This window comes from Streptomyces rugosispiralis, assembly GCF_024505145.1.
Taxonomy (GTDB): Bacteria; Actinomycetota; Actinomycetes; order Streptomycetales; family Streptomycetaceae; genus Streptomyces; species Streptomyces rugosispiralis.
The window spans coordinates 43,320-68,810 of sequence record NZ_JANIAA010000046.1 but is presented as its reverse complement, the minus strand read 5'-3'; the positions used below and the strand labels follow the sequence as shown (position 1 = coordinate 68,810).

Genomic DNA, 25,491 nt, shown 5'->3' with positions numbered 1-25,491 from the left:
GAGGCTGAAGGCTGCCATCCATGCGTACCCAGCACCCACGCGACACCAGTCCCCTGGCCGCGCTGAGCCCCGCCGAATCGGCACGTCTCATGGCGGTGATCCGCGAGACGGCGCTGAGCCGGGGACGGCTTCCGCTGCCCGCGCGCCCGGTGATCGGCGCTTCCTGGGACCGGATGCTGCGCCTGGGGCTCGACCCCGACCACGGCCGCGCGCCGCGGCCGCTGGGCCTGGAGGAGCTGGAGCTGCGGAGGCGGCAGACCCGGCTGGCCGAGGTGCTGCCCACCCTGCGGGACGGGCTGCTGGAGGCGGCTGAGGCGGCCGCGCACATCATGATCATCGCCGATGCGGAGGGCCGGATCCTGTGGATCGACGGCCACCGGGGGGTGCGTCGGCAGGCCGACGGCATCGCGCTCGTGGAGGGTTCGCACTGGGCCGAGGACTCCGCGGGGACCAGCGGAATCGGCACCGCGCTCGCTGTGAAGTCCCCCGTACGGGTGCATTCGGCCGAGCACTTCGTGAGCGCCTTCCACGCCTGGAGCTGCGCCGCCGCCCCGGTCCACGACCCGCGCGACGGGCGGCTGCTGGGCGTCATCGACGTCAGCGGCCCCGCCGGAACCGCCCATCCGACGGTGCTCTCCCTGGTCACCGCGACCGCCCGGTGGGCCGAGGGCGAGCTTCGCCTCGCCCATAGCCGGGAGCTGGAGGGCCTGCGCGCGGTCGCCGCGCCGCTGCTGGCGCGGATCCACGGCAACGCCGTGGTGGTCGATCAGCACGGCTGGATCGCCGGAGTCACCGGGGTGACCCCGCGCGAGCGCCGGCTGTCGCTGCCGAAGGCGCCGTACGACGGGCCGGTGTGGCTCCCGGCGCTCGGCGCGTGCGGCGTGGAGCCGCTGCCCGGCGGCCATCTGCTGCGGGTGCTGGACGGCGAGCCCGCCGAGGGGAGCGGTCCGGCCGGCTGGGGCGATCTCCTGCTGGACGTACGCCATCCGCACCGCTGGACCCTGACCTTCTCGGGCCCCTCGGGCACCTGGACCCAGGAGCTCAGCGCCCGCCAGGCGGAGGTGCTGCTGGTGCTCGCCGCGCACCCCGAGGGGCGCACGGCGGCGCAGCTGGCCCAGGACCTGTTCGGGGACCCGACGCGGGCGGTGACCGTAAGGGCCGCGATGTCCCGGCTGCGCGGCCGCGTAGGGGCGGTGCTGGCGCACCGCCCCTACCGCATCGCCGACAGCGTCCGCATCGACGTGGCCACCCCGGACCACCCCACCGAACTGCTCCCCCGCAGCGCGGCCCCGGCGGTCGTCCGGCTACGAGCGGAGCCCTGATGAGGGCTGCCCCGCCACTTCCTCCGGCCTGAGCACCTCGGCCAGGCGGTCGGCGGGCAGCAGGCCCTTCTCCAGGACGAGTTCGGCCACGCCGCGGCCGGTGGCGAGGGCCTCCTTGGCGATGCTGGTGGCCGCGCTGTAGCCGATGTACGGGTTGAGCGCGGTGACCAGGCCGATGGAGTTCTCCACGGAGGTGCGCAGCCGCTCGGTGTTGGCGGTGATGCCCACGACGCACCGCTCGGCCAGCACCAGGCAGGCGGCGCGCAGATGGGTGACGCTCTCCGAGAGCGAGTGCAGGATGATCGGCTCGAAGGCGTTGAGCTGGAGCTGCCCCGCCTCGGCGGCCATCGTGATGGCGACGTCGTTGCCGATCACCTCGAAGGCGACCTGGTTGACCACCTCGGGGATCACCGGGTTGACCTTGCCGGGCATGATGCTGGAACCGGCCTGCACCGGGGGCAGGTTGATCTCGTTGAGCCCGGCCCGCGGGCCCGAGGAGAGCAGCCGCAGGTCGTTGCAGCTCTTGGAGAGCTTGACGGCGATGCGCTTGAGGACGCCCGACAGATGGACGAAGGCGCCGCAGTCCTGTGTGGCCTCCACCAGGTTGGCGGCGGTGACCAGCGGCAGTCCGGTGATGGCCGCGAGGTGGCGGCGGGCGGCCTCGGCGTAGCCCTTGGGGGCGTTGAGGCCGGTGCCGATGGCGGTCGCGCCGAGGTTGATCTCGTGCACCAGGGTGGCGGCCTCCAGCAGCCGGCTCTGGTCCTCCTCCAGCATCACGGCGTACGCCGAGAACTCCTGGCCCAGCGTCATGGGCACCGCGTCCTGGAGCTGGGTGCGCCCCATCTTCAGGACGTCGTGGAACTCCTCGGCCTTGGCGGCGAACGCCTGGCGCAGTGTCTCCATGGCCGCGTGGAGCTCACGGACGGCGATGATCGTGGAGACGTTGACGGCGGTCGGGTAGACGTCGTTGGTGGACTGGCTGAGGTTGACGTCCTCGTTGGGGTGGAGGTGGGCGTAGTCGCCCTTCTCGTGGCCGAGGAACTCCAGCGCCCGGTTGGCGATCACCTCGTTGGCGTTCATGTTGGTCGAGGTCCCGGCGCCGCCCTGGATCACATCGACGATGAACTGGTCGTGCAGGGCGCCCCGGCGTATCTCCTGGCAGGCGGCCGCGATGGCGTCGGCCTTCCGCGAGGTGAGCAGCCCGAGGTCCTCGTTGGCGCGGGCGGCGGCCTCCTTGACGGCGGCCAGGGCGCTGATCAGGTGCGGATAGGCGGAGATGGAGGTGCCGGTGATGGGGAAGTTCTCGCCGGCGCGCAGGGTGTGGATGCCCCAGTAGGCGTCGGCGGGGACGTCGCGGTCGCCGAGCAGGTCGTGTTCGCGGCGATGGCCGGTGGCGCTCATGGTGTGCGGTCTTCCTCGGTTCCTGGTGAGGGTGGGCGGGGCAGAGCCTGTGTCATATTCCCCGGCCGGGCGTGCGGCGTCTGGCACGCACGCTGATCCGACCGGGGATAGCACGCAGGCTCTCAGGCGGTGGGCGGGGCCAGGACGTCGGTGGGGTGCACACCGCCGACGGCGGCCCCGCCGCCGTACACCGGCGTGGTGGCGAATTCGGCGAGGGCACCGGGGTCGATCCCGCAGTGGGCGAGGGCCGCGGCGGTCACCGGCATCCGGGCGCGGTCCGCACCGTCGGCGATCTTCACGGCGACGGCCCGCCCGTCGGGCAGCGCCGCGATCTGCACGCCCTCGAAACCGTCCTTGGCGATCAGGCCCGGTACGGCGCGCATCAGCCGGGCCACGTCCCGGTCGGTGCCGGACGCCATGTCCGGGTGGGCGCGCAGGGCGGCCGCGACCCGCCCCTCCGGGGTGTCCATGGCGCCGGAGGCGATCCGGGCGGCGGCCGTCGCGAGACCGCGCAGGGAGACGGAGAACAGCGGCGCGCCGCAGCCGTCGACCGAGACCCGGGCGATGCCCTGCCCGGTGAGGTCCGCCACGGTCTCGGCGATCAGCATCTGCAGCGGATGGGCCGGGTCGAGGTAGTCCTCCAGCGGCCAGCCGCGCAGCTGGGCGGTGAACAGCATCGCGGCGTGCTTGCCTGAGCAGTTCTGGGCGAGCCGGGTGGGCTCGCCGCCGTCGCGCAGCCAGGCATCGCGCTCGGCGGCGCCGTACGGCAGGTCCGGGGTGTTGCGGAGGTCGGCCTCGGTGAGCCCGGCCCGGTCGAGGATGCGGCGGGCTCCGTCCAGATGGCGCGGCTGACCGGAGTGGCTGGCGGCGGTGAGCGACAGCAGCTCCCCGTCCAGCGGCAGCCCGGCCCGCAGCAGGGCCACGGCCTGGACGGGCTTGAGCGCGGAGCGCGGGTAGCAGGCCACGTCGATGTCGCCCGCCTGGAAGGCGACCCGGCCGTCGGCGGCCAGGACGACGACCGAGCCGTGGTGGACGCCCTCGATGGCCCCGCCGCGCACCACATGGGCGAGCGGCACATGGCGGGGCGCACGGATGGCGGGGGGCTCGGCCGGGGTGCGGCGGGTCGCGTCGTCGGTCCGTCCGAGGGGGGTGTTCATGGTGGTGCTCTCGTGGTCGGGGGTGTTCACGGGTGGGATTCCTCCGGGTGGTGGTGGAGGGAGAGGGCGTCCGGGGTGGTACGGGCGCGCGGAGAAACGATTCCTCAGTAGGGGTTCACGAGGGGTCCTTCATCCGGCTGCGGGCCGCGTACCAGCCGATGACCAGCGCCGCCAGGATCGCCGGAAGCGCCATGACGGTCAGTCGGCTGGGGCCGCCGTCCGCCCACATCAGGACGAGGACGGAGGCGAGGAAGCCCAGGGTGACGATCTCGGTGTACGGGGAGCCGGGGAGCCGGTAGCCGGGGCGGCTGACCTGACCGGCCTGGGCCCGCCGCCAGAACAGCAGATGACAGAGCATGATCATGGCCCAGGTCGAGAGGATGCCGATCGCGGCGAAGTTGAGCACGATCTCGAACGCCTTGCTCGGCACCACATAGTTCAGACCCACGCCCAGCACACAGAAGAAGGAGGTGAGCAGGATGCCTCCGTAGGGCACATGGGTGCGGCTCATGGCGCCGGTGAACTTGGGCGCGGAGCCGGACATCGCCATCGAGCGCAGGATCCGGCCGGTGGAGTACAGCCCGGAGTTGAGGCTGGACATCGCGGCGGTGAGCACGACGAGGTTCATCACGCCGCCGGCCGCCGGGACGCCGATCTTGGACAGTACGGTGACGAACGGGCTCTCGTCGCCCGAGTAGGAGCCGGAGGGCAGCAGCATCGAGAGCAGCACCACGGAGCCGACGTAGAACAGGGCCACGCGCCACATGATCGAGTTGATCGCCTTGGGCATGATCTTCTCGGGGTTCTCGGTCTCGCCCGCGGCCACGCCGACCAGCTCCACGGAGGCGTAGGCGAAGACGACACCCTGGATGACCAGCAGCATCGGCAGCACACCGTGCGGGAAGACGCCGCCGTGCTCGGTGATCAGGCTGGGACCGGTGCTGCCACCGGCCACCTGGTCGCGGGTGACCAGCAGGAAGATGCCGATCGCCATGAAGACGACGAGCGCGCCGACCTTGATGATCGCGAACCAGAACTCCAGCTCGCCGAAGAACTTCACCGAGATCAGGTTGACCGTGAGCACCACGGCCAGCGCGATCAGGGCGATCACCCACTGCGGGATCTCGGTGAACATCCCCCAGTAGTGGGTGTACGTCGCCACGGCCGTGATGTCGGCGACCCCGGTGGTGGCCCAGTTCAGGAAGTACATCCAGCCCGCGACGAAGGCGCCCTTCTCGCCGAGGAACTCCCGGGCGTAGGAGACGAACGCGCCGGAGGAGGGCCGGTGCAGCACCAGCTCGCCCAGGGCGCGCACCACCAGGAAGGCGAAGACGCCGCAGACCGCGTACGCCAGGGCCAGCGACGGCCCGGCGTCCTTGAGCCGCCCGCCGGCGCCGAGGAAGAGACCGGTGCCGATGGCGCCGCCGATGGCGATCATGTTGACGTGCCGGGCCTTGAGGGACTTGCTGTAACCGGCGTCGCCCGCGTCCACATGCGCGGGGGCCCCGGCCTGGTGCTGTCGGCCGTCTTCTTGCCGGAGGGACTGCTCGCTCACGCCTGCTGTCCGCCTTCCGTCGGTGCTGTCGTCCGGTCGTCCGCCGTGGCGGGCCGCACGATGGAGGTCAGGGTGGTCTCCACGCGTTCGAGGTGGTGGGACATGGCCTCCACCGCGTCGTGTTCGGACCCGTCGGCGAGCGCCTCGACGATCGCCCGGTGTTCCCGGTTCGACTGCTCGCGGCGGCCGCCGAGTTCGTTGAGAAATGCCGACTGCCGGGCCAGGGCATCGCGGATCTCCTCGATGACCCGCCGGAAGACCGGGTTCCGGGCCGCCTGGGCGACGGCGAGATGGAACAGCGTGTCCATCGCCACCCACGCGGTGGTGTCGGTCTCCCGCTCCATCCGCTCCAGCAGATGGGACAGGTGGTCGAGATCCTCGGCGGAACGGCGCACGGCCGCGTAGCCCGCCACCGGGATCTCGATGTGCCGGCGCACCTCCAGCAGGTCACTCGCGGCGTAGTCGCCGAAGGTGGGGTCCTCCACCGGACCGCTGGAGATGACGAAGGTGCCCTTGCCGGTGCGTGAGGCGGTCAGCCCCATGGTCTGCAGGGCTCTGAGGGCCTCGCGGAGCACCGGCCGGCTCACCTCCAGGCGACGGCAGAGCTCGGCCTCGGAGGGGAGTTTGTCCCCCACCGCGTAGTCGCCGCGCTCGATCGCTTCCCGGAGATGGGTGAGAACCGCCTCCATCGCGCTGACGCGACGAGGGGAGGCGAATCCGGAACCACCTGTCTGGCTGTCTGACAAGTTCACGCGGCGATCCTCGGGCGTACACCGGAGAGTTGTCAAGGGTCGGCTTTCCCCTCCTCACCGACCGTTCTGTGTTGATATGGGGTATTCACCACGAACGCCGGAGACCCCATGCCCCGCCGCCTCGCCATCGCCACCGCGGCCCTGCTCCTGCTGTGCGGCCCGGCCGCCGTGGGCTGCGGCGGGGGCGCGGGCACGGGCGAGGTCGGCGTGGTGCTGCCGCTGCTGACCTCGCCCTTCTGGGAGGCGTACAACGACGACATCCCGGAGCAGGCCAGGAAGGCGGGCGTACGGGTGCTGCCGCCGGTCAACTCCGACAACGACCCGGGTCAGCAGATCACCGATATCGACGATCTGCTGGCCCAGGACGTCAAGGGCCTGGTCGTCTCCCCGATCGACTCCACCGCCATCGCCCCCGGGCTGAGCACCGCCCGGCGCGCCCATGTGCCGGTCGTCGCCGTCGACGTGGCCCCCGACCGGGGCAGGGTGGCCATCGTGGTCCGGGCCGACAACCGCGCGTACGGCGTCAAGGCGTGCCGCAGCCTCGGCCGCGCCGTGCGGCGGGGCACGGTGGTGCAGATCGAGGGCGATCTGGCCTCGGCCAACGGCCGGGACCGGACGGCCGCCTTCGACCGCTGCATGGCGCGGCACCACCCGGACATCAAGATCCTGGACATCCCGGCCGACTGGCAGGCGGAGAAGGCGGCGGCCGGTCTGGAGGCCCTCTACAGCGCCCACCCCGGCATCAAGGGCATCTACCTCCAGGCCGGCGGCGTCTATCTGACCCCCACCCTGCGCACCCTCCAGCGCCACCGCGCCCTGGTCCCGGTGGGCCGGCGCGGCCATATCGCCATCGTCTCCAACGACGGGACCCCGCAGGAGCTGGACGCGATCCGTAAGGGCCTCATCGACGCCACCGTCTCCCAGCCCGTGGACCTCTACGCCGTCTACGCCATGCGCTACATCAAGCAGGCCATGGCCGGAAAGCCCTTCAGGACCGGGCCGACCGGCCACGGCAGCACCATCGTCCGGCTGCCCGGCGGCAATCTGGAGGACCAGCTGCCCGCCCCGCTGGTGACCCGGGCCAACGTCGACGACCGCGCCCTGTGGGGCAACCGGGCCTGACCGGAAAGCCGCCCCCGCCGGCCGGGGCGCACGGTGTACGCGATCGGCGGGACCGGCCTCGTCGCGCTCGTCGTCGCACGGCTCACCGCCGAGGAGGCGCGGGAGTCATAGTATTAAGGGAAATGTATCCGCAGATGGGACGGGTGCGATGGCCATCCCCCAGGGAATCGCGCCGACCGAGACGCATGTCCCGTTCGACATGGCGGATGCGGCCTCGGCGCTGATCGACGCCACCGGGAAGATCATCGGCTGGACCCCCGCGGCGGAGCGACTTCTCGGCTATCCGGCGGCGGATGCGATGAAGCGGTCGGCCAGGATGCTGCTGGCGGCGCCGGAGGACGCGGCCAAGGCCGAGGCGATCGGGTCGTGGTGCCAGGAGCACAACGGCTGGGGCGGCCTGGGCCGGCTCCGGCACCGGGACGGCCGCCGGATCGAGGTGGGGCTCCGGATCTCCGCGATGCGCGACCCGGACGGCGGTCTGTCCTGGCTGGTCTCCGGGATCGACGTGGGCTCCATCCCGACCTGGGCGCTCAGCGGCTCGCTGCTCCAGGCGTTCCTCACCCGCTCGCCGATCGGGATGGCCGTGCTCAGCCCGGATCTGCGCTATGTGTGGATCAACGACACGCTGGAGCGCTACGGCGGGCTGCCCCGCGAGCAGCGGATGGGCCGCCGGATGGCGGAGGTCCTGCCGGGGCTGGACACCGAGGCGCTCGAGGCGCGGCTGCGGCAGGTGCTGAAGACCGGCAAGCCGGTGATCGACTACGAGTACCGGGGCTGGACGATGGCCGCGCCGCACCGCGAGCACGCGTACTCGACCTCCTTCTTCCGCCTGGACAACGCCGAGGGCCGCCCGGTGGGCGTGTGCTACATGGGCATCGACGTCACCGACCGCTGGCGGGCCCGGGAGCGGCTGGCGCTGCTCAACGAGGCCAGCGCCCACATCGGCAGCACCCTGGACGTCATGCGCACCGCCCAGGAGCTGGCCGACTTCGCGGTGCCACGGCTCGCCGACTTCGTCACGGTCGATCTGCTGGACTCCATCCTGCGCGGCGACGAGCCCTTGGAGACCCCGGGCGAGACCCTGCCCGCCTTCCGCCGGGCCGGTCAGGCGTCGATCCGGGACGGGTGCCCGGAGTCCATCGCGGGGCTGGGGGACGCGCTCACCATCTCCCCCACGTCCCCCTTCGCCTGCTGCTTCTTCTCCGGGGAGGCCCTGCTCGACCCCGAGATGGGCCACTCCATCACCGCGTGGTCCGGGGACGATCCGGCACGGACGGCGAAGGTGCGCGAGTTCGGGATGCGGTCGCTGATGGTGGCCCCGATCGGGGCGCGCGGCGCCCTGCTGGGGGTGGCCTCGTTCGTGCGCTCCCGGCATCCGGACCCGTTCGAGGAGGACGATCTGCTGCTCGCCGAGGAACTGGTCGCACGGGCCGCGCTGAACATCGACAACGCCCGCCGCTACAGCCGTGAGCACGCCACCGCGCTGGCCCTCCAGCGCAGTCTGCTGCCGCACGCCCTGAGCGGCGGCCAGGCCGTCGAGGTGGCCTCGCGCTATCTGCCCACGGACGCGCGGAACGGGGTCGGCGGCGACTGGTTCGATGTGATCCCGCTGTCCGGTGCCCGGGTGGCGCTGGTGGTCGGCGATGTGGTCGGGCACGGCATCAACGCCGCGGCCACCATGGGGCGGTTGCGCACCGCCGTGCACACGCTCGCCGATATGGACCTGCCGCCCGAGGAGTTGCTGGCCCACCTGGACGACCTGGTCATCCGGCTCACCGAGGAGGAGACCGGGCAGGAGGGCCTGGCGGCCGCGGCGCTGGGCGCCACGTGTCTGTACGCGATCTACGACCCGGTCACCCGGCGGTGCACGATGGCGCGGGCGGGCCATCCGACCCCCGCGATCGTGGACCCCTCGGGCGAGGTCACCTTCCCCGCGCTGCCCGCCGGTCCCCCGCTGGGCCTGGGGTCGCTGCCGTTCGAGTCGGCGGAGCTGGAGCTGCCCGCCGGAAGCCTGATCGCCCTCTACACCGACGGGCTCATCGAGACCTGCGACCAGGACATCGACGTCGGCCTCGGCCGGCTGAGCAACGCCCTCGGCCAGGCCGTGCTGCCGCTTGAGGAGCTCTGCCGCACGGTCGTCGACACCCTGCTGACCTCCCCGCAGACCGACGATGTGGCCCTGCTGCTGGCCCGTACGCACGGTCTGGGCGCCGGACACGTCGTCTCCTGGGACCTGCCCTCCGATCCGGCCGTCGTCGCCAGCGCCCGCTCGCTGGCGATGCGCCAGCTCGCCGAGTGGGGTCTTGACGAGCTGATGACCACCACGGAACTGATCGTCAGCGAGCTGGTCACCAACGCCATCCGCCACGGCACCGGCCCCATCCGGCTGCGGCTGATCCGGCACGACGTACTGATCTGCGAGGTCACCGACACCAGCAACACCTCTCCCCGGCTGCGCCACGCCCGCACCACCGACGAGGGCGGCCGGGGGCTGTTCCTCGTCGCCCAGCTGACCCGCCGCTGGGGCACCCGTTACACCGAGGGCGGCAAGCTCATCTGGGCCGAACAGGACCTTCCGGAACGGGACCTCCCGGAACACGACCTCCCGGAGTCGGCATGAAGCACGCTCCGGCGCACCCCCGCCCTGTTCATGATCGGCTCACTCCCGCACACTGGCCCTGTGCCAACAGGAGGGGGGCGTCCGAGGTGCGGAGGCCGGTCGGCGGCGAGGACCTGTGGGGGCGGCTGTCGGCCTCCACATGGTGGCGGGGCGCGATGGCGCTGCTGGCGGGCGCGCTGCCCGCGCTGGCCTTCCCGGCGCCGTCGCTGTGGTGGTGGGCGTATGTGGCCCTGGTGCCCTGGCTGCTGCTGATGCGCTCGGCGCCCACCGGCCGCCGGGCGATGCGGGACGGCTGGCTGGGCGGCACCGGGTTCCTGCTCGCGGTGCACCACTGGCTGATGCCGAGCCTGCATGTGTTCATCGTGCTCCTGGCGCTGCTGCTGGGGCTGTTGTGGGTGCCCTGGGGATGGCTGACGCACCGGCTGCTGCACGGCCGCCCGGGTTCCGGGCGGGTGGCGGCGGCGCTGGTGCTGCTGCCGTCCGTCTGGCTGATGGCCGAGCTGGCCCGGTCCTGGCAGTATCTCGGCGGGCCCTGGGGGCTGCTGGGCGCGAGCCAGTGGCAGGTGGCGCCCGCGCTGCGGCTGGCCTCGGTGGGCGGGGTCTGGCTGCTCGGCTTTCTGCTGGTCCTGGTGAATGTCGCGGTGACGGTGCTGATCGCGGTGGCCCCGGCCCGTACGGTGGCGCTGGCCGGGCTCACCGCGTGCGGCGCCGTGGCGGCCGGGGCGTGGGCCTGGGTGCCGCAGGCCAGGGAGCCCGGGACGGTGCGGATCGCGGTGGTGCAGCCGGGGGACATCCCGGGGCCGGGGCCACGCTTCGAGCGCAGCGCGGAGCTGACCCGGCAGCTTTCCGGCCGCGATGTCGATCTGGTGGTGTGGGGCGAGAGCAGCGTGGCCCAGGATCTGACCACCCATCCGGAGCTGCGCGGGCGGCTGGCCGCGCTGTCCCGGACGGTCGGCGCGGATCTGCTGGTCAACGTGGACGCGCGGCGCAGCGATGTGCCCGGCATCTACAAGAGTTCGGTGCTGATCGGCCCGAACGGCCCCACGGGGCAGCGCTACGACAAGATGCGGCTGGTCCCCTTCGGGGAGTACATCCCGGCCCGGCCGTTGCTGGGCTGGGCCACCTCGGTGGGCAAGGCGGCCGGTGAGGACCGCCACCGGGGCACGAAGCCGGTGGTGATGACGCTGCCGGATTCCCTGCGGATCGGGCCGCTGGTGTGTTTCGAGTCGGCGTTCCCGGACATGAGCCGGAACCTGGTGCGGGACGGGGCGCGGGTGCTCGTCGTCCAGTCCTCGACCTCGACCTTCCAGCAGAGCTGGGCGCCCGAGCAGCACGCCTCGCTGGCCGCGCTGCGGGCCGCCGAGACCTGGCGGCCGATGGTGCATGCCACGCTGACCGGGGAGAGCGCGGTGTTCGGGCCGCGCGGCGAGCCGGTGGGCCCCCGGATGTCCACCGGCACCAGCGCGGCCACCGTCTACCCGGTGCCGCTGGGGCAGGGCACCAGCCCGTATGTGCGGACCGGGCCCTGGCCGGTGTACGGGGCGATGGCGGCGCTCGCCGTCTTCTGCGCGGCCGAGGGGGGCCGGGCGCTCAGACGGCGGACGGACCGGTCGTCCGGTCAGCGGCCGGATCGGCCGTCGGACCGGCGGACGGACCAGCCGACTCCAGGGCGTCCCTGACGACCCGTTCGCACAGCTCATGGGTGCGCAGCGCGTCCTCCGCGCCGATCCGCCGCCCGGAGCGCACCGCGTCCAGGAAGGCGTCGGTGATCTGCTCGATCCCGCGCTGCCGCGCCACCGGCACCCAGTCGCCCCGGCGGCGCACGCTCGGCTGGCCCTTGTGGTCGACCACCTCGGCGAGGTTGAGCACCTGCCGCTTGGTGTCCTGGCCGGAGACCTCCAGGACCTCCTCGGTGGAGCCGCTCATCCGGTTCATCACGCCGAGCGCGGTGAACCCGTCCCCGGACAGCTGGAGCAGCACATGGTGTATCAGCCCGCCGCGGATCCTGGCCCGCACATCGATGTGGTCCACCGGTCCGGGCGCGAGGAAGCGCAGCGTGTCCACCACGTGGATGAAGTCGTCCAGGACCAGGGTGCGCGGGTCCTCGGCGAGGCCGACGCGGTTCTTCTGGAGCAGGATCAGATCGCGCGGATGCTCCAGGCACTGGGCGTAGCCGGGCGCGTAACGCCGGTTGAAGCCGACCATCAGGCTCACCCCGCGCTCCTCGGCGAGCCGCACGAGCCGCTCGCTGTCGGCGAGGTGGTACGCGAGCGGCTTGTCGACGTACGTGGGCACCCCGGCCTCGAGCAGCCGGGTGACCAGGTCGGCGTGGGTGTCGGTCGGGGCGTGCACGAAGGCCGCGTCGAGCCCGGCCGCGAGCAGCGAGTCGAGGTCGGCGTGGCGCCGGCCTTCGGGGACCCGATAGGTGTCGGCGACCCGCTGGAGGGTGGCCGGGGTGCGGGTGTGGAGATGCGGCTCCAGGCCGGGGCGGGCCATCAGCACGGGCAGATACGCCTTCTGCGCGATGTCGCCGAGCCCGACGCAGCCGACCCTCATATGTTCTCCCCGGTCGCTTCCGATCATGCCTTCCGCTGTGCCCCCGCAGGATACGTGGGGGTGGGCGGACGCCAGTCGGCGATGCCGTCGAAGGAGCGGAGGGCGAGACCGGGGGCGAGGCGGCTGACGGCGGCGATCGCGGCGTCGCGCAGGGCGACGGCGGGGGCACCGGTGAGGGTCATCATGCGGGCGGTGCGCGCCGAGCGGCGCACCACGTCCATCGTGCGGGGCAGCCGGTCCCGGGTGTAGGCGGCCAGGGCGGCGGAGAGGTCGGCCGTGCCGGGGGCCAGATGGTGGGCGAGGACGACGGCGTCCTCGATGGCCTGGTTGCCGCCCTGCCCCATCGTGGGGGCCATCGCGTGGGCGGCGTCGCCGAGGAGGGCGACCCGGCCCCGGTGGTAGGCGGGCAGGGGCTCGGCCATGTACCGGACGTCATGGCGCAGCACGTCCTGGGGCGCGACGGCGGCGAGGACGTCGGGGATGGGCCGGTGCCAGTCGCCGTAGAGCCGCAGCAGTTCGGACCGCTCGTCGTCGGGGGCATGGCCGCCGGGCGGGGCGACGGCCGCCGCGTAGGCGTAGACCCGGCCGTCCTTGAGCGGCTGGGTGCCCCAGACCCGGCCCCTCCCCCAGGTCTCGTGCGGCTCGAACGGCCGGTCGGGGGCGGGGATGACGACACGCCAGGTGGTGAATCCGGCGTAGCGGGGCCCGGGGTGGTCCGGGAAGAGCGCGCGGCGGACCGCCGAGTCGATGCCGTCGGCGCCGATGACGAGGTCCGCCTCGTGGTCGCCGTCCTCGGTGGTGACCCGGGCCGGGCGGCCGGCGCCGCCGGGGTCGGCCAGCCGGGCGGCGGTCCCGGTGCGGACCACGCCCTCGGGCAGCCGGGAGACGAGCAGGTCGACGAGGGTGGCCCGGTGGAGGAGGACCAGCGGGCCGCCGAAGCGCTCGGTCATCGCGGCGCTGTCGATCCGGGAGAGCCGGCGGCCGCCGGGGGTGCGCAGCCCGCCGCCGCCCTGCCAGGCGGCGAGCGCGCGTACGTCGTCGCCGAGGTCGATGGTGTCCAGGGCGCGCTGGGAGTTGGGGGCGAGGGAGATTCCGGCGCCGACCGGCTCGAGGCGGGCGGCCCGCTCCAGGACGGTGATGGACCAGCCGCGGCGGTGCAGGGCCGCGGCGGCGGTGAGCCCGCCGACTCCGGCACCGATGACGACGGCACGGGGCTGCTGCATGACTCCTCCAAAGACACTACAGGCGTAGTACTCACTTACGTTACTACATCCGTAGTGCGAGTGGCGGATGGGCTTAGGTTGGCCCCATGACCGCTGATCGAACCGCCGCCTCCGCTTCCGGCGCCGCCGCGGCCGGCACCTCGCCCGCCGCCGCGTCCGGCACCTCGCGCGCCGAGCTGATCGCCGACACCGCGCTGGCGCTGCTGGCCGAGCGCGGCATGCGGGGGCTGACGCACCGCGCGGTGGACGAGGCGGCCGGGCTGCCGCTCGGCTCGACCTCCAACCACGCCCGGACCCGCGCCGCCCTGCTCAAGGCGGCGGTCCGGCGGCTGGCCCAGCGGGAGGCGGAGGTACTGGCGCCCGACGAGATGCCGCGCCCCGCGGGCGCGGCACCGGACGAGGCCGATCCGGTCGCGGAACTGGCCGACGCGCTCACACTCGCCCTGCACCGCTCGCTCACCACTCAGCGGGATCTGCTGATCGCCCGCTACGAACTCGCGCTGGAGGCGACCCGCCGCCCCGAGCTGCGGGAGTTCTACGACGCCACGGGACGCGGCTTCCGGGAGCCGCTGGAGGCGATGATGACGGCGCTGGGCTCCACCGAGCCCCGGCGGCACGCGCGGTCGCTGGTCGCCTGGTGCGAGGGGCTGATGTTCAGCTGCGCCGCGGGCGCCGACCACGACGCCGTCCCCGGCCGCGCGGCGCTGCGCACCGGCTTCGAGGAACTGCTGCGCGGAATGCTGCACGAATAACGCGTGGCGGTCCGTCCGGCGGCGCCGCATCATGACCGCCATGACAACCACAGAACGCCCCGATCCGCCCCGGACCGCCGATGAACGCACCAGCCTGGAGGGGTGGCTGGACTTCCACCGCGCGACCCTCGCCCTCAAATGCGAGGGGCTGGACGACAAGCGGTTGCGCGAGGCGTCGGCGCCGCCGTCCGGGCTGACCCTGCTCGGCCTCGTACGGCATATGGCCGAGGTCGAGCGGAGCTGGTTCCGGCGGGTGCTCGCCCGGCAGGACATAGCGCCGATCTGGTACAGCGACGAGGACCCGGACGGGGAGTTCCACCTCACCGACGAGGACACCCCGGAGGCCGCCTTCGCCATCTGGCGGGAGGAGATCGGCAAGGCCAAGGAGGCCGCCGCGGGGCACTCCCTGGACGAGGTCGTCAGCCGTCCCGGCCGCGGGGACTACAACCTGCGCTGGATCTATCTGCACATGATCGAGGAGTACGCCCGCCACAACGGTCACGCCGACCTCATCCGCGAGCGGATCGACGGCGCCACCGGCGAGTAGTGACGCCGCGTCAGCCGGGGCCGCGGAGCACCTGCCCCGCGGCCCTCACGCGTTCCCGCGAGGGCACCGGTCGGGTGCGGTGACGCGACAGGGTCCCGCACACCGCGACGACGGTGCGCGAGGGGCGCCGGGGGTGGCCATCGGAGCCCTCCTTGGAGGCGGCACGCCGCCGAGAACCAGCCATCGCGGGGCAGTCCAGGGCGCGCGATCCGGATGCGAACAGAAACCATCCGAGCACGTACGAACTCTCGGCGCAAGACTTCGCACCAGCCGCCATCATCTCTCGTTCATCTTCGTGAAGCCGGGAAAGACGGCCGACCCCTGGGGAAAAGACGAGGTCAGCGAGCGTGTTCCGGCCGCCGCGACCACCCCGGGAGGCGGAGTGATCACAAAAAAGTTTGGCCGCACCCCTTGCCAGACCCAGATCGTACGCGTTCGGATTAATTACGTCGGCGGCACTCGTGAGACCCACGTCTCCGCATGAAGCCGCCTGGCCACCTGGCTGGATCTATACCCCTACGCCTGCCCGGACCGCGCGGTCGCCGTCTGCCACCTTCCCCTTCCCCAGGAGCGAGACATGCTCGACCTCACCTCCGTTGACCTGCTCGACGCGTTCACCCAGGAGCTGAAGCTGTGCAAGCTCAAGCCCGATGAGCACGTCGTCGTCCTGTCCGAGCCCACCAGCCGCGGCGACTATGTGGCGGCCGCCTTCGGCGCGGCCAAGGCCTGCGGCGCGCATGTCATCGCCGCCACGGTCCCCGGTGGCAACCCGTCGCCTTCGGACAGCACCCGCACCGGTGCCGGCCCCGGCCTGAGCGCGGTGCTCGGCGACACCGCCGCCCAGGACCTGCTCAAGGCCGCCGACCTCGTCGTGGACCTCACGCGGGAGGGCTTCATCCACGCCCCGCTCCAGCAGGAGATCATGCGGACGGGCACCCGCATCCTCTTCGTGTGCGACGCCCCCGACGTACTCATCCGCAACCTGCCCAAGCCGGAGGACAAGGCGGAGGTGCTCAAGGGCGTCAACCTGCTGAAGAGCGCGTCCGTCATGCGGGTGGTCTCCGAGGCGGGCACCGACCTGACCATCGAACTGCCGGGCTCCAAGCCGGAGTTCCAGGTGGGCTTCGCCGACGACCCGGGCCGCTGGGACCACTGGCCGAGCACCATGGTCCTGTGCTGGCCGCGGTTCTCCGAGGGCCGGATCGTGCTCGCCGAGGGCGACATCCTGCTGCCGTTCAAGGAGTACGTGCGTCAGCCGGTCACACTGGAGATCGCGGGCGGGAACATCGAGAAGGTGTCCGGTGGCGCCGAGGCCCACCTGCTGAACACCTTCTTCGACGACGCGGACGACGAATGGGGCCGCAGCCTGTCCCATATGGGCTGGGGCCTGATGCGCACCGCCGACTGGTTCGCCACCGCCCTGTACGGCAAGGAAGAGCTGATGGGCATGGACGCGCGGGCGTTCGCCGGGAACTTCCTGTGGTCCACCGGGCCCCACCCCGTACTCGAGCGCGAGTCGTATGCGCACGTCGACATCGCCATGCGCGGCTGCACGGTCTCCGTCGACGGCCAGGAGGTCGTCACCGCGGGCCGACTCGTCGACTTCTGATCCCGCCGCCGCACCTGCATCTGGAGAGAAGATGGCATCCACCCAATCCCTCGACGTCGTCATCGTCGGCGGCGGGCTCGGCGGAATGACCGCCGCGCTGTCGCTGCGGCAGCGCGGCCACCACGTGACCGTGCTGGAGCAGGCACCGCGGTTCGGCGAGATCGGCGCGGGTATCCAAACAGCTCCCAACGCGAGCCGAGTCCTGCTCGGGCTGGGGCTGCGCAAACAACTGGAGGCCATCCACACCGAGCCCCAGGACCAGGTGCGGCGCCGGTGGAAGGACGGCAGCATCATCGGGCTGACCCAGCTCGGTGACCACTGCAAGCAGCAGTACAACGCGCCGTACTGGCACTACCACCGGGCCGATCTGCACGGTGTCCTCACCGACGCCTGCGTCGAGCCGGCCGGCCCCGGCCCGGTGGTCGCGCTGCACACCTCGAGCCGGGTGGGCGAACTGGACCGGAGCGACCCGCGCCGCCCCGCGGCCGTGACCGAGGACGGCCGGCGCTTCGAAGGCGATGTGCTGATCGGCGCCGACGGCATCCGGTCCCGGGTCCGCGACCTCATGGGCCTTCCGGACACCCTGCTGTTCTCCGGCGAGATGGCCTTCCGGGCCCTCATCCCCGGCGACCTCATCGCCGCCGACCCGGCCACGCGCTTCCTGATGGACCGGTTCCAGAGCACCATCTGGTACGGCCCCGACCGGCACCTGGTCCACTACATGATCCGCGGCGGCGAGTACCTCAACGTCGTCGGCTGCGTCCCGTGCACGGACGAGGTCGCCGAGAAATGGACCGGCTCGGCCACCGCGGAAGACCTGGTGAACGCCTACGAGGGCTGGGACGACCGGGCGGCGGCGATGCTGTCCAAGGCCAAGGAGGACGTGCTCTCCTTCGCCCTCTACCACCGCCGCCGCGACCCGGTCTGGATGGACGGCCGCACAGCCCTCCTCGGCGACGCCTGCCACGCCATGCTGCCGTACCAGGCCCAGGGTGCCTCCCAGGCCATGGAGGACGCCGCCGTACTGGCCGAGGAACTGGGCCGGATCACCGCCGACGGCGTCGAGGGCGCGCTGCGGGCTTACGTGGACCGGCGAGCCAAGCACGCCGGCATGGTCCAGGACGCCTCACTGCAGAACAAGACCTTCTACCACTACCCCGACGGCCCGCAGCAGGAGGCCAGGGACGCCCTGCTGCGGCGCGGCTTCGACGGCGAATCCGACGTCTCCTACCACTGGTTGTGGAGCGGCAGCCCGCTCGAGGACCCGGACCTGGGCGCCTTCGACTACCGCTTCGCCCGCTGACCGGACCCTCCACTCCCCCTCCCCTCACACCCCTCCCCGTCTCCCCACCCCCCATCCCGCTCATCACTCGCCCCCTTCGGGCCACTTCCCGCTCATCCACCTCGGTGTCGCCCCGCGCGGGCACATCCCCGAACACCCCGTGGAGCGACAGTGAAAACAGGCGACCAGATCGTCCAGGACCTCCCATGGAGATGGGGGGTCCAGGGCAGGATCTTCATCATCGGCGGCCTCGGCTACCTCTTCGACGCCTATGACATCGCCCTCAACGGCTTCCTGATGCCGCTGCTGGGCGACCACTTCCACCTCTCCCTCTCCCAGCGAGGTCTGGTGGCCACCGCCAATCTGGTGGGCATGGCCGTGGGCGCGGTGACCTGGGGCGCCATCGCCGACCGCATCGGACGCAAGAAGTCCTTCAGCGTCACCCTGCTGATCTTCGCGGTGTTCTCGGTGGCCGGTGCCCTGGCCCCGAACTACGGGATCTTCCTCGCCCTGCGCTTCATCGCCGGTGTCGGACTGGGCGGTTGTGTTCCCGTCGACTACGCCCTGGTGGCGGAGTTCTCCCCGACGAAGTACCGCGGCCGCGTACTGACCGCGCTGGACGCCTGGTGGCCGATCGGCGTCACCCTGTGCGGTCTGGTCTCGACGGCCATGCTGTCCATCGAGGGCAACTGGCGGTGGATGCTCAGCGTGATGAGCGTTCCGGCGCTGCTGCTGTTCTGGGTGCGAAGGGGTGTGCCCGAGTCGCCCGTCTACCTCAGCAGGAAGGGCAGGGAGGCCGAGGCGCGGGAGGTCATCGACGATCTGGTCGCCCGCACGGGCGCGCCTGTCGAGCCGTACGTCATTCCCGCCCCGGTGCACGAGGCCGGGGGGAACGGCCCGCGCGCCGCGCTCGAACAGCTGCGCGCGGTCTGGAAGTTCAGCCCGCGCGTCACCTCCGCCGCCTGGCTGCTCTTCGCCACCGTCATGCTGGTGTACTACGCGGCCCTGAGCTGGCTGCCGTCCATCCTCAAGGAGGAGGGCCTCGGCGACACGGCCGCCTTCATGAGCACCACGCTGATGAGCGCGGTCGGCATCGTCGGCGTCCTGACCTCCACGATGCTGGTGGACGCGGTCGGCCGGAAGTGGCTCATAGGGGTCTCGGCCCCGGTCGCCTCGCTGGCACTGGTGGTGTTCGCGCTGGTGATGCGCATGCCGACGGGTTCCGTCGTGGCCATCGGCGTCTTCGGCTTCCTGATGCAGCTGACCATCCCCGCCATGTACGCCTACGTCTCCGAGCTGTACCCGACAACGCTGCGGGCCAGCGGCTTCGGCTGGGCGTCCTCGTTCAGCCGGGCGCTCACCGGCTTCGCCCCGATGCTGTTCGGCTCGGTGATGTGGCCGCTGCTGGGGCTGCCGCTGACGTTCGGGGTGCTGGCCGTGGCCGTCCTGGGGGCCGTCGTCTGGACGGCGTTCGCGGCGCCCGAGACCAGGGGACGCGACCTCGACGAGGACGACCCGACCGCGGTGCCCGCCCCCGCGTCCCCGGAACCGGCCGTCGGTCAGCCGGTGCGCTGAAGGGCGGCCCGCCCCGACCGGACCGCCCGGACCGGCCTTCGAAACGACAGGAGAAACATGAAGCCCGCTCCCTTCCAGTACCACCGGGCGCGCGACGTCGAGGGCGCCACGGCGCTCCTGGCCGAACTGGCCGACGAGGCCAAGGTCATCGCCGGCGGCCAGAGTCTGGTCGCGATGATGAACTTCCGGCTGGCCCGGCCGGGGCACCTGGTCGACATCACCGGTCTGCGCGAACTCGACCAGCTGGGCGTCGAGGCCGACGGCGGGCTGCGCATCGGTGCGCTCACCACCCATCACACGGTGGAGACCGCGCCCGCGGACCGGCTCGGGGCGGGTTTCGAGGTCATCCGCGATGCCATGCGGTGGATCGGCCATCTGCCCATCCGGACCCGCGGCACCGTGGGCGGCAGCATCGCGCACGCCGACTCCACCGCCGAGTGGTGTCTGCTGGCCGTGCTGCTCGACGCCGAGTTCATGGCCCACGGCCCGCGCGGGCGGCGGCGCATCCCGGCCGGTGAGTTCTTCTTCGGCTACTACACCACCGCCCTGGACCCCGACGAGATCCTCGTGGAGATCGTCTTCCCCCGCCCCGCGCCCCATGCGGCGCTCACCGAGTTCGCCGAGCGTCGCGGAGACTTCGCCATCGTCTCCGCCGCGGTCGATCTGGCAACCGAGGGCGAGGACGTCCTCGGCGGCCGGGTGGCGCTGGGCGGGGTCGCCGCGATGCCGGTACGCGTGCCCGAGGCGGAGGCCGTGCTGGCGGCCGGCGGCTCGTTCCGGGACTGCGCGGAGGCGGCGGCCGCCGCCGTGGATCCGCCGAGCGACGGACACGGCAGCGGCGACTACCGCAAGCACCTCATCCGCAATCTGATCGAGCGAGCCTGTGAGGAGGCGATGTCACGATGACGTCCGCCAGGGACGACCGGCTGGTCGGCCGGTCGGTGGCGCGCCGCGAGGATCCCCGGCTGCTGTCCGGACGTGGCCGTTTCGTCGACGACATCGAGCTGCCCGGCATGCTGCACGCGCAGTTCGTCCGCAGCACGGTGGCCCACGGGACGATCACCGGGATCGATCTGACGCGGGTGCGTCAGGTCCCGGGTGTCGTCGCCGCGTTCAGCGCCGCCGACCTGGAGCTGGGTGACATCACCGCCCAGCTCGGCCGCCCGCTCTCGGAGTTCGTGCCGACCGCCATGCCCGTCCTCGCCCGCGACCGGGTCCGCTACGTCGGCGAGCCCCTCGCCGTGGTCGTCGCCCGCGACCCCTACCTCGCCGAGGACGGCCTGGAGGCCGCCAAGGTGACGTACGCGCCCCTCCCGCCCCTCACCTGCGAGGAACAGGCCCTCGCCGCCGACGCGCCGCGGGTGCACGCGGAGGCCGCCGGGAACACCCTGGTCGACGTCGGCCTGTTCGCCACCGAGGGCATCGACGAGATCTTCGACCGGGCGCCCTACGTGGTCCACGTCGATGTGCGCACCGGCCGGCAGAACGCCCTGCCGCTGGAGACGCGTGGCGCGGTGGCGCAGTGGGACGCCCGGGAGGAGCAGCTCGTCCTGCACACCTGCACCCAGACTCCGCATCAGGTGCGGACCGTGGCCTCCCGCTGCCTGCGGCTGGACGAGCGCGCGGTGCGGGTGATCGTCCCGGACATGGGTGGCGGCTTCGGCCTCAAGTGCGTGGTCGGCCGCGAGGAGATCGCCACCGCGGCGGCCGCGCTGCGGCTCGGCCGGCCCGTCAAGTGGATCGAGGACCGCAAGGACGCCCTGTCCGCCTCGTTCCTCGCCCGGGAGCAGCACTACACCGCACGCGCCGCCTTCGACGCCGACGGCCGGATCCTCGGCCTCGACGCGGACGTGGTGTGCGACATGGGCGCCTACTCCTGCTATCCGTTCACCGCCGGTATCGAGCCGCTGATGGCCTCCGCCGAGATGCCCGGCGTCTACAAGGTCCCCGCCTACCGGGTGCGCGGCCGGGCCATCACCACCAACAAGGCGCCCACCGCCCCCTACCGGGGCGTGAGCCGCCCGCAGTACGTCATGGCCATGGAGCGGCTCATGGAACGCGCCGCCCGCGAACTGCGCCTGGACCCGGTGGAGATCAGGCGCCGCAACGTCATCACCGACTTCCCGTACACCGGCGTCAACAACATCACCTACGACCCCGGCTCATATCTGGAATCCCTCGACCTGTGCGAGCGGGCGGTGCGCGAGGCGGGCTGGTACGACCGGCAGACCGCGGCCAAGGCCGAGGGCCGGCACATCGGGATCGGCTACAGCTGCTTCAGCGAGCGCACCGGCTACGGCTCCGCCGCCTTCGCCCAGCGCAAGATGGAGGTCGTTCCCGGGTTCGACCTCGCCGAGGTCCGCATGGACACCAGTGGCGCGGTCACCGCCACCACCGGCACCATCAGCCACGGGCAGAGCCATGAGACGACCATGGCGCAGATCGTCGCCGACACCCTCGGCCTCGACATCGCCAAGGTCAAACTCCACCAGGGCGACACCGACCGCATCACCTACGGCTGGGGCACCTTCGCCAGCCGCTCGATCGCGGTCGGCGGCAGCGCCGTACGGCTGGCGGCGGGCAAGCTCGGCGACAAGCTCCGCGCCATCGCCGCCGCCGAGTGGGGCATCCCCCCGGAGGAGACCGAACTGGACCGGGGCCGGGTCCGCCGACGCGACGACCCGGATGCCACGCTCGGCTACGAGCACCTGGCCGACATCGCCTATCTCAAGTCGCATCTGCTGCCCAAGGACATCGACCCGGGCCTCACCGCCACCGCCGTCTTCGACGTCCACAACGACGGCACCTTCTCCAACGCCACCCACGGGGTGGTGGTGGAGCTGCACGAGGACACCGGGCAGGTGGAAATCCTCGCCTACTTCTGCGTCGAGGACTGCGGTGTCGCCGTCAATCCGCAGGTGGTGGAGGGGCAGTGCCGGGGCGGTATCGCGCAGGGCATCGCGGGGGCGCTCTTCGAGCAGATCACCTACGACGCCCAGGGCGAGCCGTCGGCCACCAGCTTCATGGACTACAAGGTGCCCACCGCCCATGAGATCCCGGAGGTGGTGATCCACCATCTGGAGACCCCGTGTGCCTTCACCGCGACAGGAGCCAAGGGCGCCGGCGAGGGCGGCACCATCGGGGCCCCCGCCGCCGTGCTCAACGCCGTCAACGACGCGCTGCGGCCCACCGGCGTCGAACTGGACGACACGCCCATCACACCGGAGACCGTCCACCGTGCCCTGACCCCCCGCACACCGGAGCAGACACCATGAACGACACCACCGGCCTGGGCGACGACGTCCAGCTCATCACGCTCGACGTCAACGGCGCGTCATACGAGGTGATCACGGCGCCGCGCCGCACCCTGGTGGACGTGCTCCGCCACGATCTGCGGCTGACCGGCACCCACGTCGGCTGCGAGCACGGGATCTGCGGCGCCTGCACCGTGCTCGTCGACGGGCTCCCGGTCCGGGCCTGTCTGATGTTCGCCGCCCAGGCGGAGGGGGCGCGGATCACCACCGTCGAATCCCTCGCCGACTCCGGCACCGGCGAACTCAGCGATCTTCAGCGGGCCTTCACCGAACACCACGGCCTGCAGTGCGGCTTCTGCACCCCCGGCTTCCTGATGCTGGCCCAGGGCTTCCTCGCGGAGCGGCCGGAGGCGACCAAGGAGGAGATCCGGGAGGTCGTGGCCGCGAACCTGTGCCGGTGCACCGGCTACCAGACCATCGTCGAGGCGATCGACGCCTGCGCGACCGCCCGGCGCGCTCAGCGGGCCATGGGCGCCGAGGAGGACTCATGCAACTGATCAACACCGTTTCCGTCAAAGCCGAACCCGACGCGGTGTTCGCGCTGCTCGGCGACGTCCAGAGGGTGGCGTCCTGTATGCCCGGCGCCTCTCTCGAAGGCCGTGACGGCGATGCCTGGCGTGGCGCGGTCAAGATCAAGGTGGGCCCGATCTCGGCCGCCTACGCCGGTACCGTGCGCTTCCTGGAGGTCGACGCCGAAAAGCGGAGGCTGCGTGTCCACGCCAGCGGCGCCGACACCCACGGCAGCGGCGACGCCGAGGCCGAGGTCTCCCTGGAGGTCGTCCCGGCCGAGGACGGCGCCCAGCTGAACCTCGCCACCGACCTGGTGATCCGGGGCAAGATCGCCCAGTTCGGCAAGGGAGCCATCGGGGCCGTGTCCGACAAGATCCTCCAGCAGTTCGCCCAGAACCTCGGCAACCTGCTCCTTCAGCAGGGCGGCGCGGAAGCGCCCCCCGCCTTCGGCGCGGCGCCCGCCGCGTCCGCTCCCGCGGCCGGCGCACCCGCCGAGGCGCCCGGTGAGCTCAACGGAATGGTGCTGATCGCGGGCCCGCTGCTGAAGAAGTACGGCCCGGTCGCGGCCGCGTTCCTGCTCGGGTTCGTCCCCGGCTGGCTGCTGGGGAGGCGCCGATGAGCGGCGGACTGTACGGCGCCACCACCAACCGCACCTACCAGCGGGCCGGGTTCGGTGCCACGGTGCGGCGCGGCAGCCGTCCGGCGATCGTCGTGGTGGACCTGACCCGGGGTTTCACCGAGGACTCGTACCCCTCGGGTGCCGACCTCTCCGAGGTCGTGGCCGCCACCACCCGCCTGATCGAGGCGGCCCGGCCGGTGGAGGTGCCGGTGATCTTCACCGCGATCGCCTACACCGAGGCCGAGGCGTCCGGTGACGCGGTCGCCTGGCTGCGCAAGGCTCCCGGTCTGCGCACCCTGGTCGAGGGCAGTGATGCCGTGGCCATCGACCCGCGGCTGCCCATGCGGCCGGGACACGATCAACTGGTGGTGAAGAAGGGGGCCTCGGCCTTCTTCGGCACGAGTCTCGCCGCCACCCTGACCGGTCTGGGCCGCGACTCCGTCGTGGTGTGCGGCGCCACCACGAGCGGCTGTGTGCGGGCCACCGTGGTCGACGCCGTCCAGTCGGGCTTCCCGGTGCTGGTGCCCCGTGCCTGCGTGGGCGACCGGGCCGAGGGACCGGCGGACGCGGCGCTCTTCGACATCCAGGCCAAGTACGGCGACGTCGTCACCCTCGAGGACGCCGTCGGCTACATCACCTCCGTTCCCGCCCCGGCGGCTCCTGACGCGGCCCGGCGTTCCCATCGACGAGGAGACAGCACATGACATGGCGTTCGGTCCCGCAGAGCGCGCTCGCCGATCTGGCCGATGTGCCGGCCACGAGCCGGTGGGCGCGTTCCGGAGAGGTGCGGCTGCACGCCCTCGACTACGGCGGCGACCTGCCGCCGCTGGTCGTCCTGCCCGGTATCACCAGTCCCGCGATCACCATGGACTTCGTGGCACGCGAACTGACCGGCCTGGTCAGGCCGGTGGTGCTGGACGTGCGCGGCCGGGGCCTTTCGGACGAGGGCGACGGCTACGGGCTGGAGGAGTACGCCGAGGACACCGAAGCCCTCATCGCCCACCTCGGCCTCGACCGTCCACTGCTCCTCGGCCACTCCATGGGCGCGCGGATCGCGGCGGCCGTCGCCGTGCGCGCCAAGGTGTCCCCGCGCGGCACCGTGCTGGCCGACCCGCCGATGAGCGGCCCGGGGCGCGGACCCTACCCCACCACCCGGGAGGTGTTCCTGCGGCAGCTCTCCGAGGCGCGGCGCGGAACGGACGCCGACGAGGTGGCCGCCTCCTGGCCCACCTGGCCGCGAAGGGAACAGGAGTTGCGGGCCCGCTGGCTGTCCAGTTGCGCCGAGGAGGCCATCGTGGCCACCCACCACGGCTTCGAGCACGAGGACTTCTTCGACTGGTGGCCCCGGGTGCCCGGACCGGCCCACCTGCTCTACGGAGCCGACAGTCCCGTCGTGACGGCGGAAGGGGCGCGGGAGGCCGCGGAGAGCAATCCGGCGGCCCCGCTGCACAAGATCCCCGGCGCCGGCCACATGATCTTCTGGGACGCCCCGGCGATCGCCACCGCGACACTCCGCGACGCGCTGCGGACCATCCTCTCCCCGGCCGCCTGACCGGTGCCCGCTGTCCCGTTTCG

21 protein-coding genes are annotated in these 25,491 nt (G+C 72.2%); 15 read left to right on the top strand and 6 right to left on the bottom strand.

Annotated elements, in window-relative coordinates; genetic code table 11:
• Window positions 1-20 precede the first annotated feature (20 nt).
• Window positions 21-1,322, top strand: coding sequence for a GAF domain-containing protein (locus NP777_RS40440; protein ID WP_256655164.1), 1,302 nt, complete (start codon window positions 21-23; stop codon window positions 1,320-1,322).
• Here the strand turns inward: NP777_RS40440 and aspA are convergent.
• The 4 genes from aspA to NP777_RS40420 form a co-directional block, all read right to left on the bottom strand.
• Entirely contained in the window at window positions 1,305-2,723 is a 1,419-nt protein-coding gene (aspA, locus tag NP777_RS40435; RefSeq protein WP_256655163.1) for an aspartate ammonia-lyase, read from the bottom strand. The genes NP777_RS40440 and aspA overlap by 18 nt on opposite strands.
• Window positions 2,724-2,845: 122 nt before the next feature.
• Complete coding sequence (locus NP777_RS40430) at window positions 2,846-3,880, bottom strand: asparaginase (RefSeq protein ID WP_256655182.1); 1,035 nt, start codon at window positions 3,878-3,880, stop codon at window positions 2,846-2,848.
• A gap of 115 nt (window positions 3,881-3,995) precedes the next feature.
• The gene (locus NP777_RS40425) at window positions 3,996-5,435 is read right to left on the bottom strand and encodes an amino acid permease (protein WP_256655162.1); all 1,440 of its coding nucleotides are present in this window, start codon (window positions 5,433-5,435) and stop codon (window positions 3,996-3,998) included.
• Complete coding sequence (locus tag NP777_RS40420; protein WP_256655161.1) at window positions 5,432-6,187, bottom strand: FadR/GntR family transcriptional regulator; 756 nt, start codon at window positions 6,185-6,187, stop codon at window positions 5,432-5,434. Before NP777_RS40420 ends, NP777_RS40425 begins: the two co-directional genes overlap by 4 nt.
• A gap of 108 nt (window positions 6,188-6,295) precedes the next feature.
• Between NP777_RS40420 and NP777_RS40415 the strand changes: the two genes are divergently transcribed.
• From NP777_RS40415 to lnt, 3 genes are all read left to right on the top strand, one after another.
• Window positions 6,296-7,309 (top strand): sugar ABC transporter substrate-binding protein, encoded by a 1,014-nt coding sequence (locus tag NP777_RS40415; RefSeq protein ID WP_256655160.1) that lies wholly within the window; start codon window positions 6,296-6,298, stop codon window positions 7,307-7,309.
• 148 nt (window positions 7,310-7,457) lie between these two features.
• Complete coding sequence (locus tag NP777_RS40410; RefSeq protein ID WP_256655159.1) at window positions 7,458-9,929, top strand: SpoIIE family protein phosphatase; 2,472 nt, start codon at window positions 7,458-7,460, stop codon at window positions 9,927-9,929.
• Window positions 9,930-10,015: 86 nt separating this feature from the next.
• Entirely contained in the window at window positions 10,016-11,608 is a 1,593-nt protein-coding gene (gene lnt / locus NP777_RS40405) for an apolipoprotein N-acyltransferase (RefSeq protein WP_391858674.1), read from the top strand.
• Here the strand turns inward: lnt and NP777_RS40400 are convergent.
• Window positions 11,520-12,485, bottom strand: a complete 966-nt coding sequence (locus NP777_RS40400; RefSeq protein ID WP_256655158.1) for a Gfo/Idh/MocA family protein — start codon at window positions 12,483-12,485, stop codon at window positions 11,520-11,522. The genes lnt and NP777_RS40400 overlap by 89 nt on opposite strands.
• A gap of 23 nt (window positions 12,486-12,508) precedes the next feature.
• On the bottom strand, window positions 12,509-13,708 hold the full coding sequence (locus NP777_RS40395) for an FAD-dependent monooxygenase (protein ID WP_256655157.1): 1,200 nt from the start codon (window positions 13,706-13,708) through the stop codon (window positions 12,509-12,511).
• A gap of 86 nt (window positions 13,709-13,794) precedes the next feature.
• On the opposite strand from NP777_RS40395, the gene NP777_RS40390 reads away from it, so the two are divergent.
• The 11 genes from NP777_RS40390 (at window position 13,795) to NP777_RS40340 (ending at window position 25,468) form a co-directional block, all read left to right on the top strand.
• On the top strand, window positions 13,795-14,460 hold the full coding sequence (locus NP777_RS40390) for a TetR/AcrR family transcriptional regulator (RefSeq protein WP_256655156.1): 666 nt from the start codon (window positions 13,795-13,797) through the stop codon (window positions 14,458-14,460).
• Window positions 14,461-14,500: 40 nt separating this feature from the next.
• A complete protein-coding gene (locus tag NP777_RS40385) occupies window positions 14,501-15,007 on the top strand; it encodes a DinB family protein (RefSeq protein WP_256655155.1) in 507 nt (168 codons plus the stop codon).
• A 577-nt stretch (window positions 15,008-15,584) separates the two neighbouring features.
• A complete protein-coding gene (locus NP777_RS40380) occupies window positions 15,585-16,616 on the top strand; it encodes a hypothetical protein (RefSeq protein WP_256655154.1) in 1,032 nt (343 codons plus the stop codon).
• A 31-nt stretch (window positions 16,617-16,647) separates the two neighbouring features.
• A complete protein-coding gene (locus NP777_RS40375; RefSeq protein WP_256655153.1) occupies window positions 16,648-17,919 on the top strand; it encodes an FAD-dependent oxidoreductase in 1,272 nt (423 codons plus the stop codon).
• A 150-nt stretch (window positions 17,920-18,069) separates the two neighbouring features.
• A complete protein-coding gene (locus NP777_RS40370; RefSeq protein ID WP_256655152.1) occupies window positions 18,070-19,473 on the top strand; it encodes an MFS transporter in 1,404 nt (467 codons plus the stop codon).
• Between the two features lie 57 nt (window positions 19,474-19,530).
• On the top strand, window positions 19,531-20,379 hold the full coding sequence (locus tag NP777_RS40365) for an FAD binding domain-containing protein (RefSeq protein ID WP_256655151.1): 849 nt from the start codon (window positions 19,531-19,533) through the stop codon (window positions 20,377-20,379).
• Entirely contained in the window at window positions 20,376-22,748 is a 2,373-nt protein-coding gene (locus NP777_RS40360; RefSeq protein ID WP_256655150.1) for a xanthine dehydrogenase family protein molybdopterin-binding subunit, read from the top strand. Before NP777_RS40365 ends, NP777_RS40360 begins: the two co-directional genes overlap by 4 nt.
• The gene (locus NP777_RS40355) at window positions 22,745-23,284 is read left to right on the top strand and encodes a (2Fe-2S)-binding protein (protein ID WP_256655149.1); all 540 of its coding nucleotides are present in this window, start codon (window positions 22,745-22,747) and stop codon (window positions 23,282-23,284) included. Before NP777_RS40360 ends, NP777_RS40355 begins: the two co-directional genes overlap by 4 nt.
• A complete protein-coding gene (locus NP777_RS40350; protein WP_256655148.1) occupies window positions 23,275-23,916 on the top strand; it encodes an SRPBCC family protein in 642 nt (213 codons plus the stop codon). The genes NP777_RS40355 and NP777_RS40350 overlap by 10 nt, the downstream gene beginning before the upstream one ends.
• The gene (locus NP777_RS40345; RefSeq protein WP_256655147.1) at window positions 23,913-24,620 is read left to right on the top strand and encodes an isochorismatase family protein; all 708 of its coding nucleotides are present in this window, start codon (window positions 23,913-23,915) and stop codon (window positions 24,618-24,620) included. The genes NP777_RS40350 and NP777_RS40345 overlap by 4 nt, the downstream gene beginning before the upstream one ends.
• Entirely contained in the window at window positions 24,617-25,468 is an 852-nt protein-coding gene (locus tag NP777_RS40340; protein ID WP_256655146.1) for an alpha/beta fold hydrolase, read from the top strand. Before NP777_RS40345 ends, NP777_RS40340 begins: the two co-directional genes overlap by 4 nt.
• Window positions 25,469-25,491: the final 23 nt, after the last annotated feature.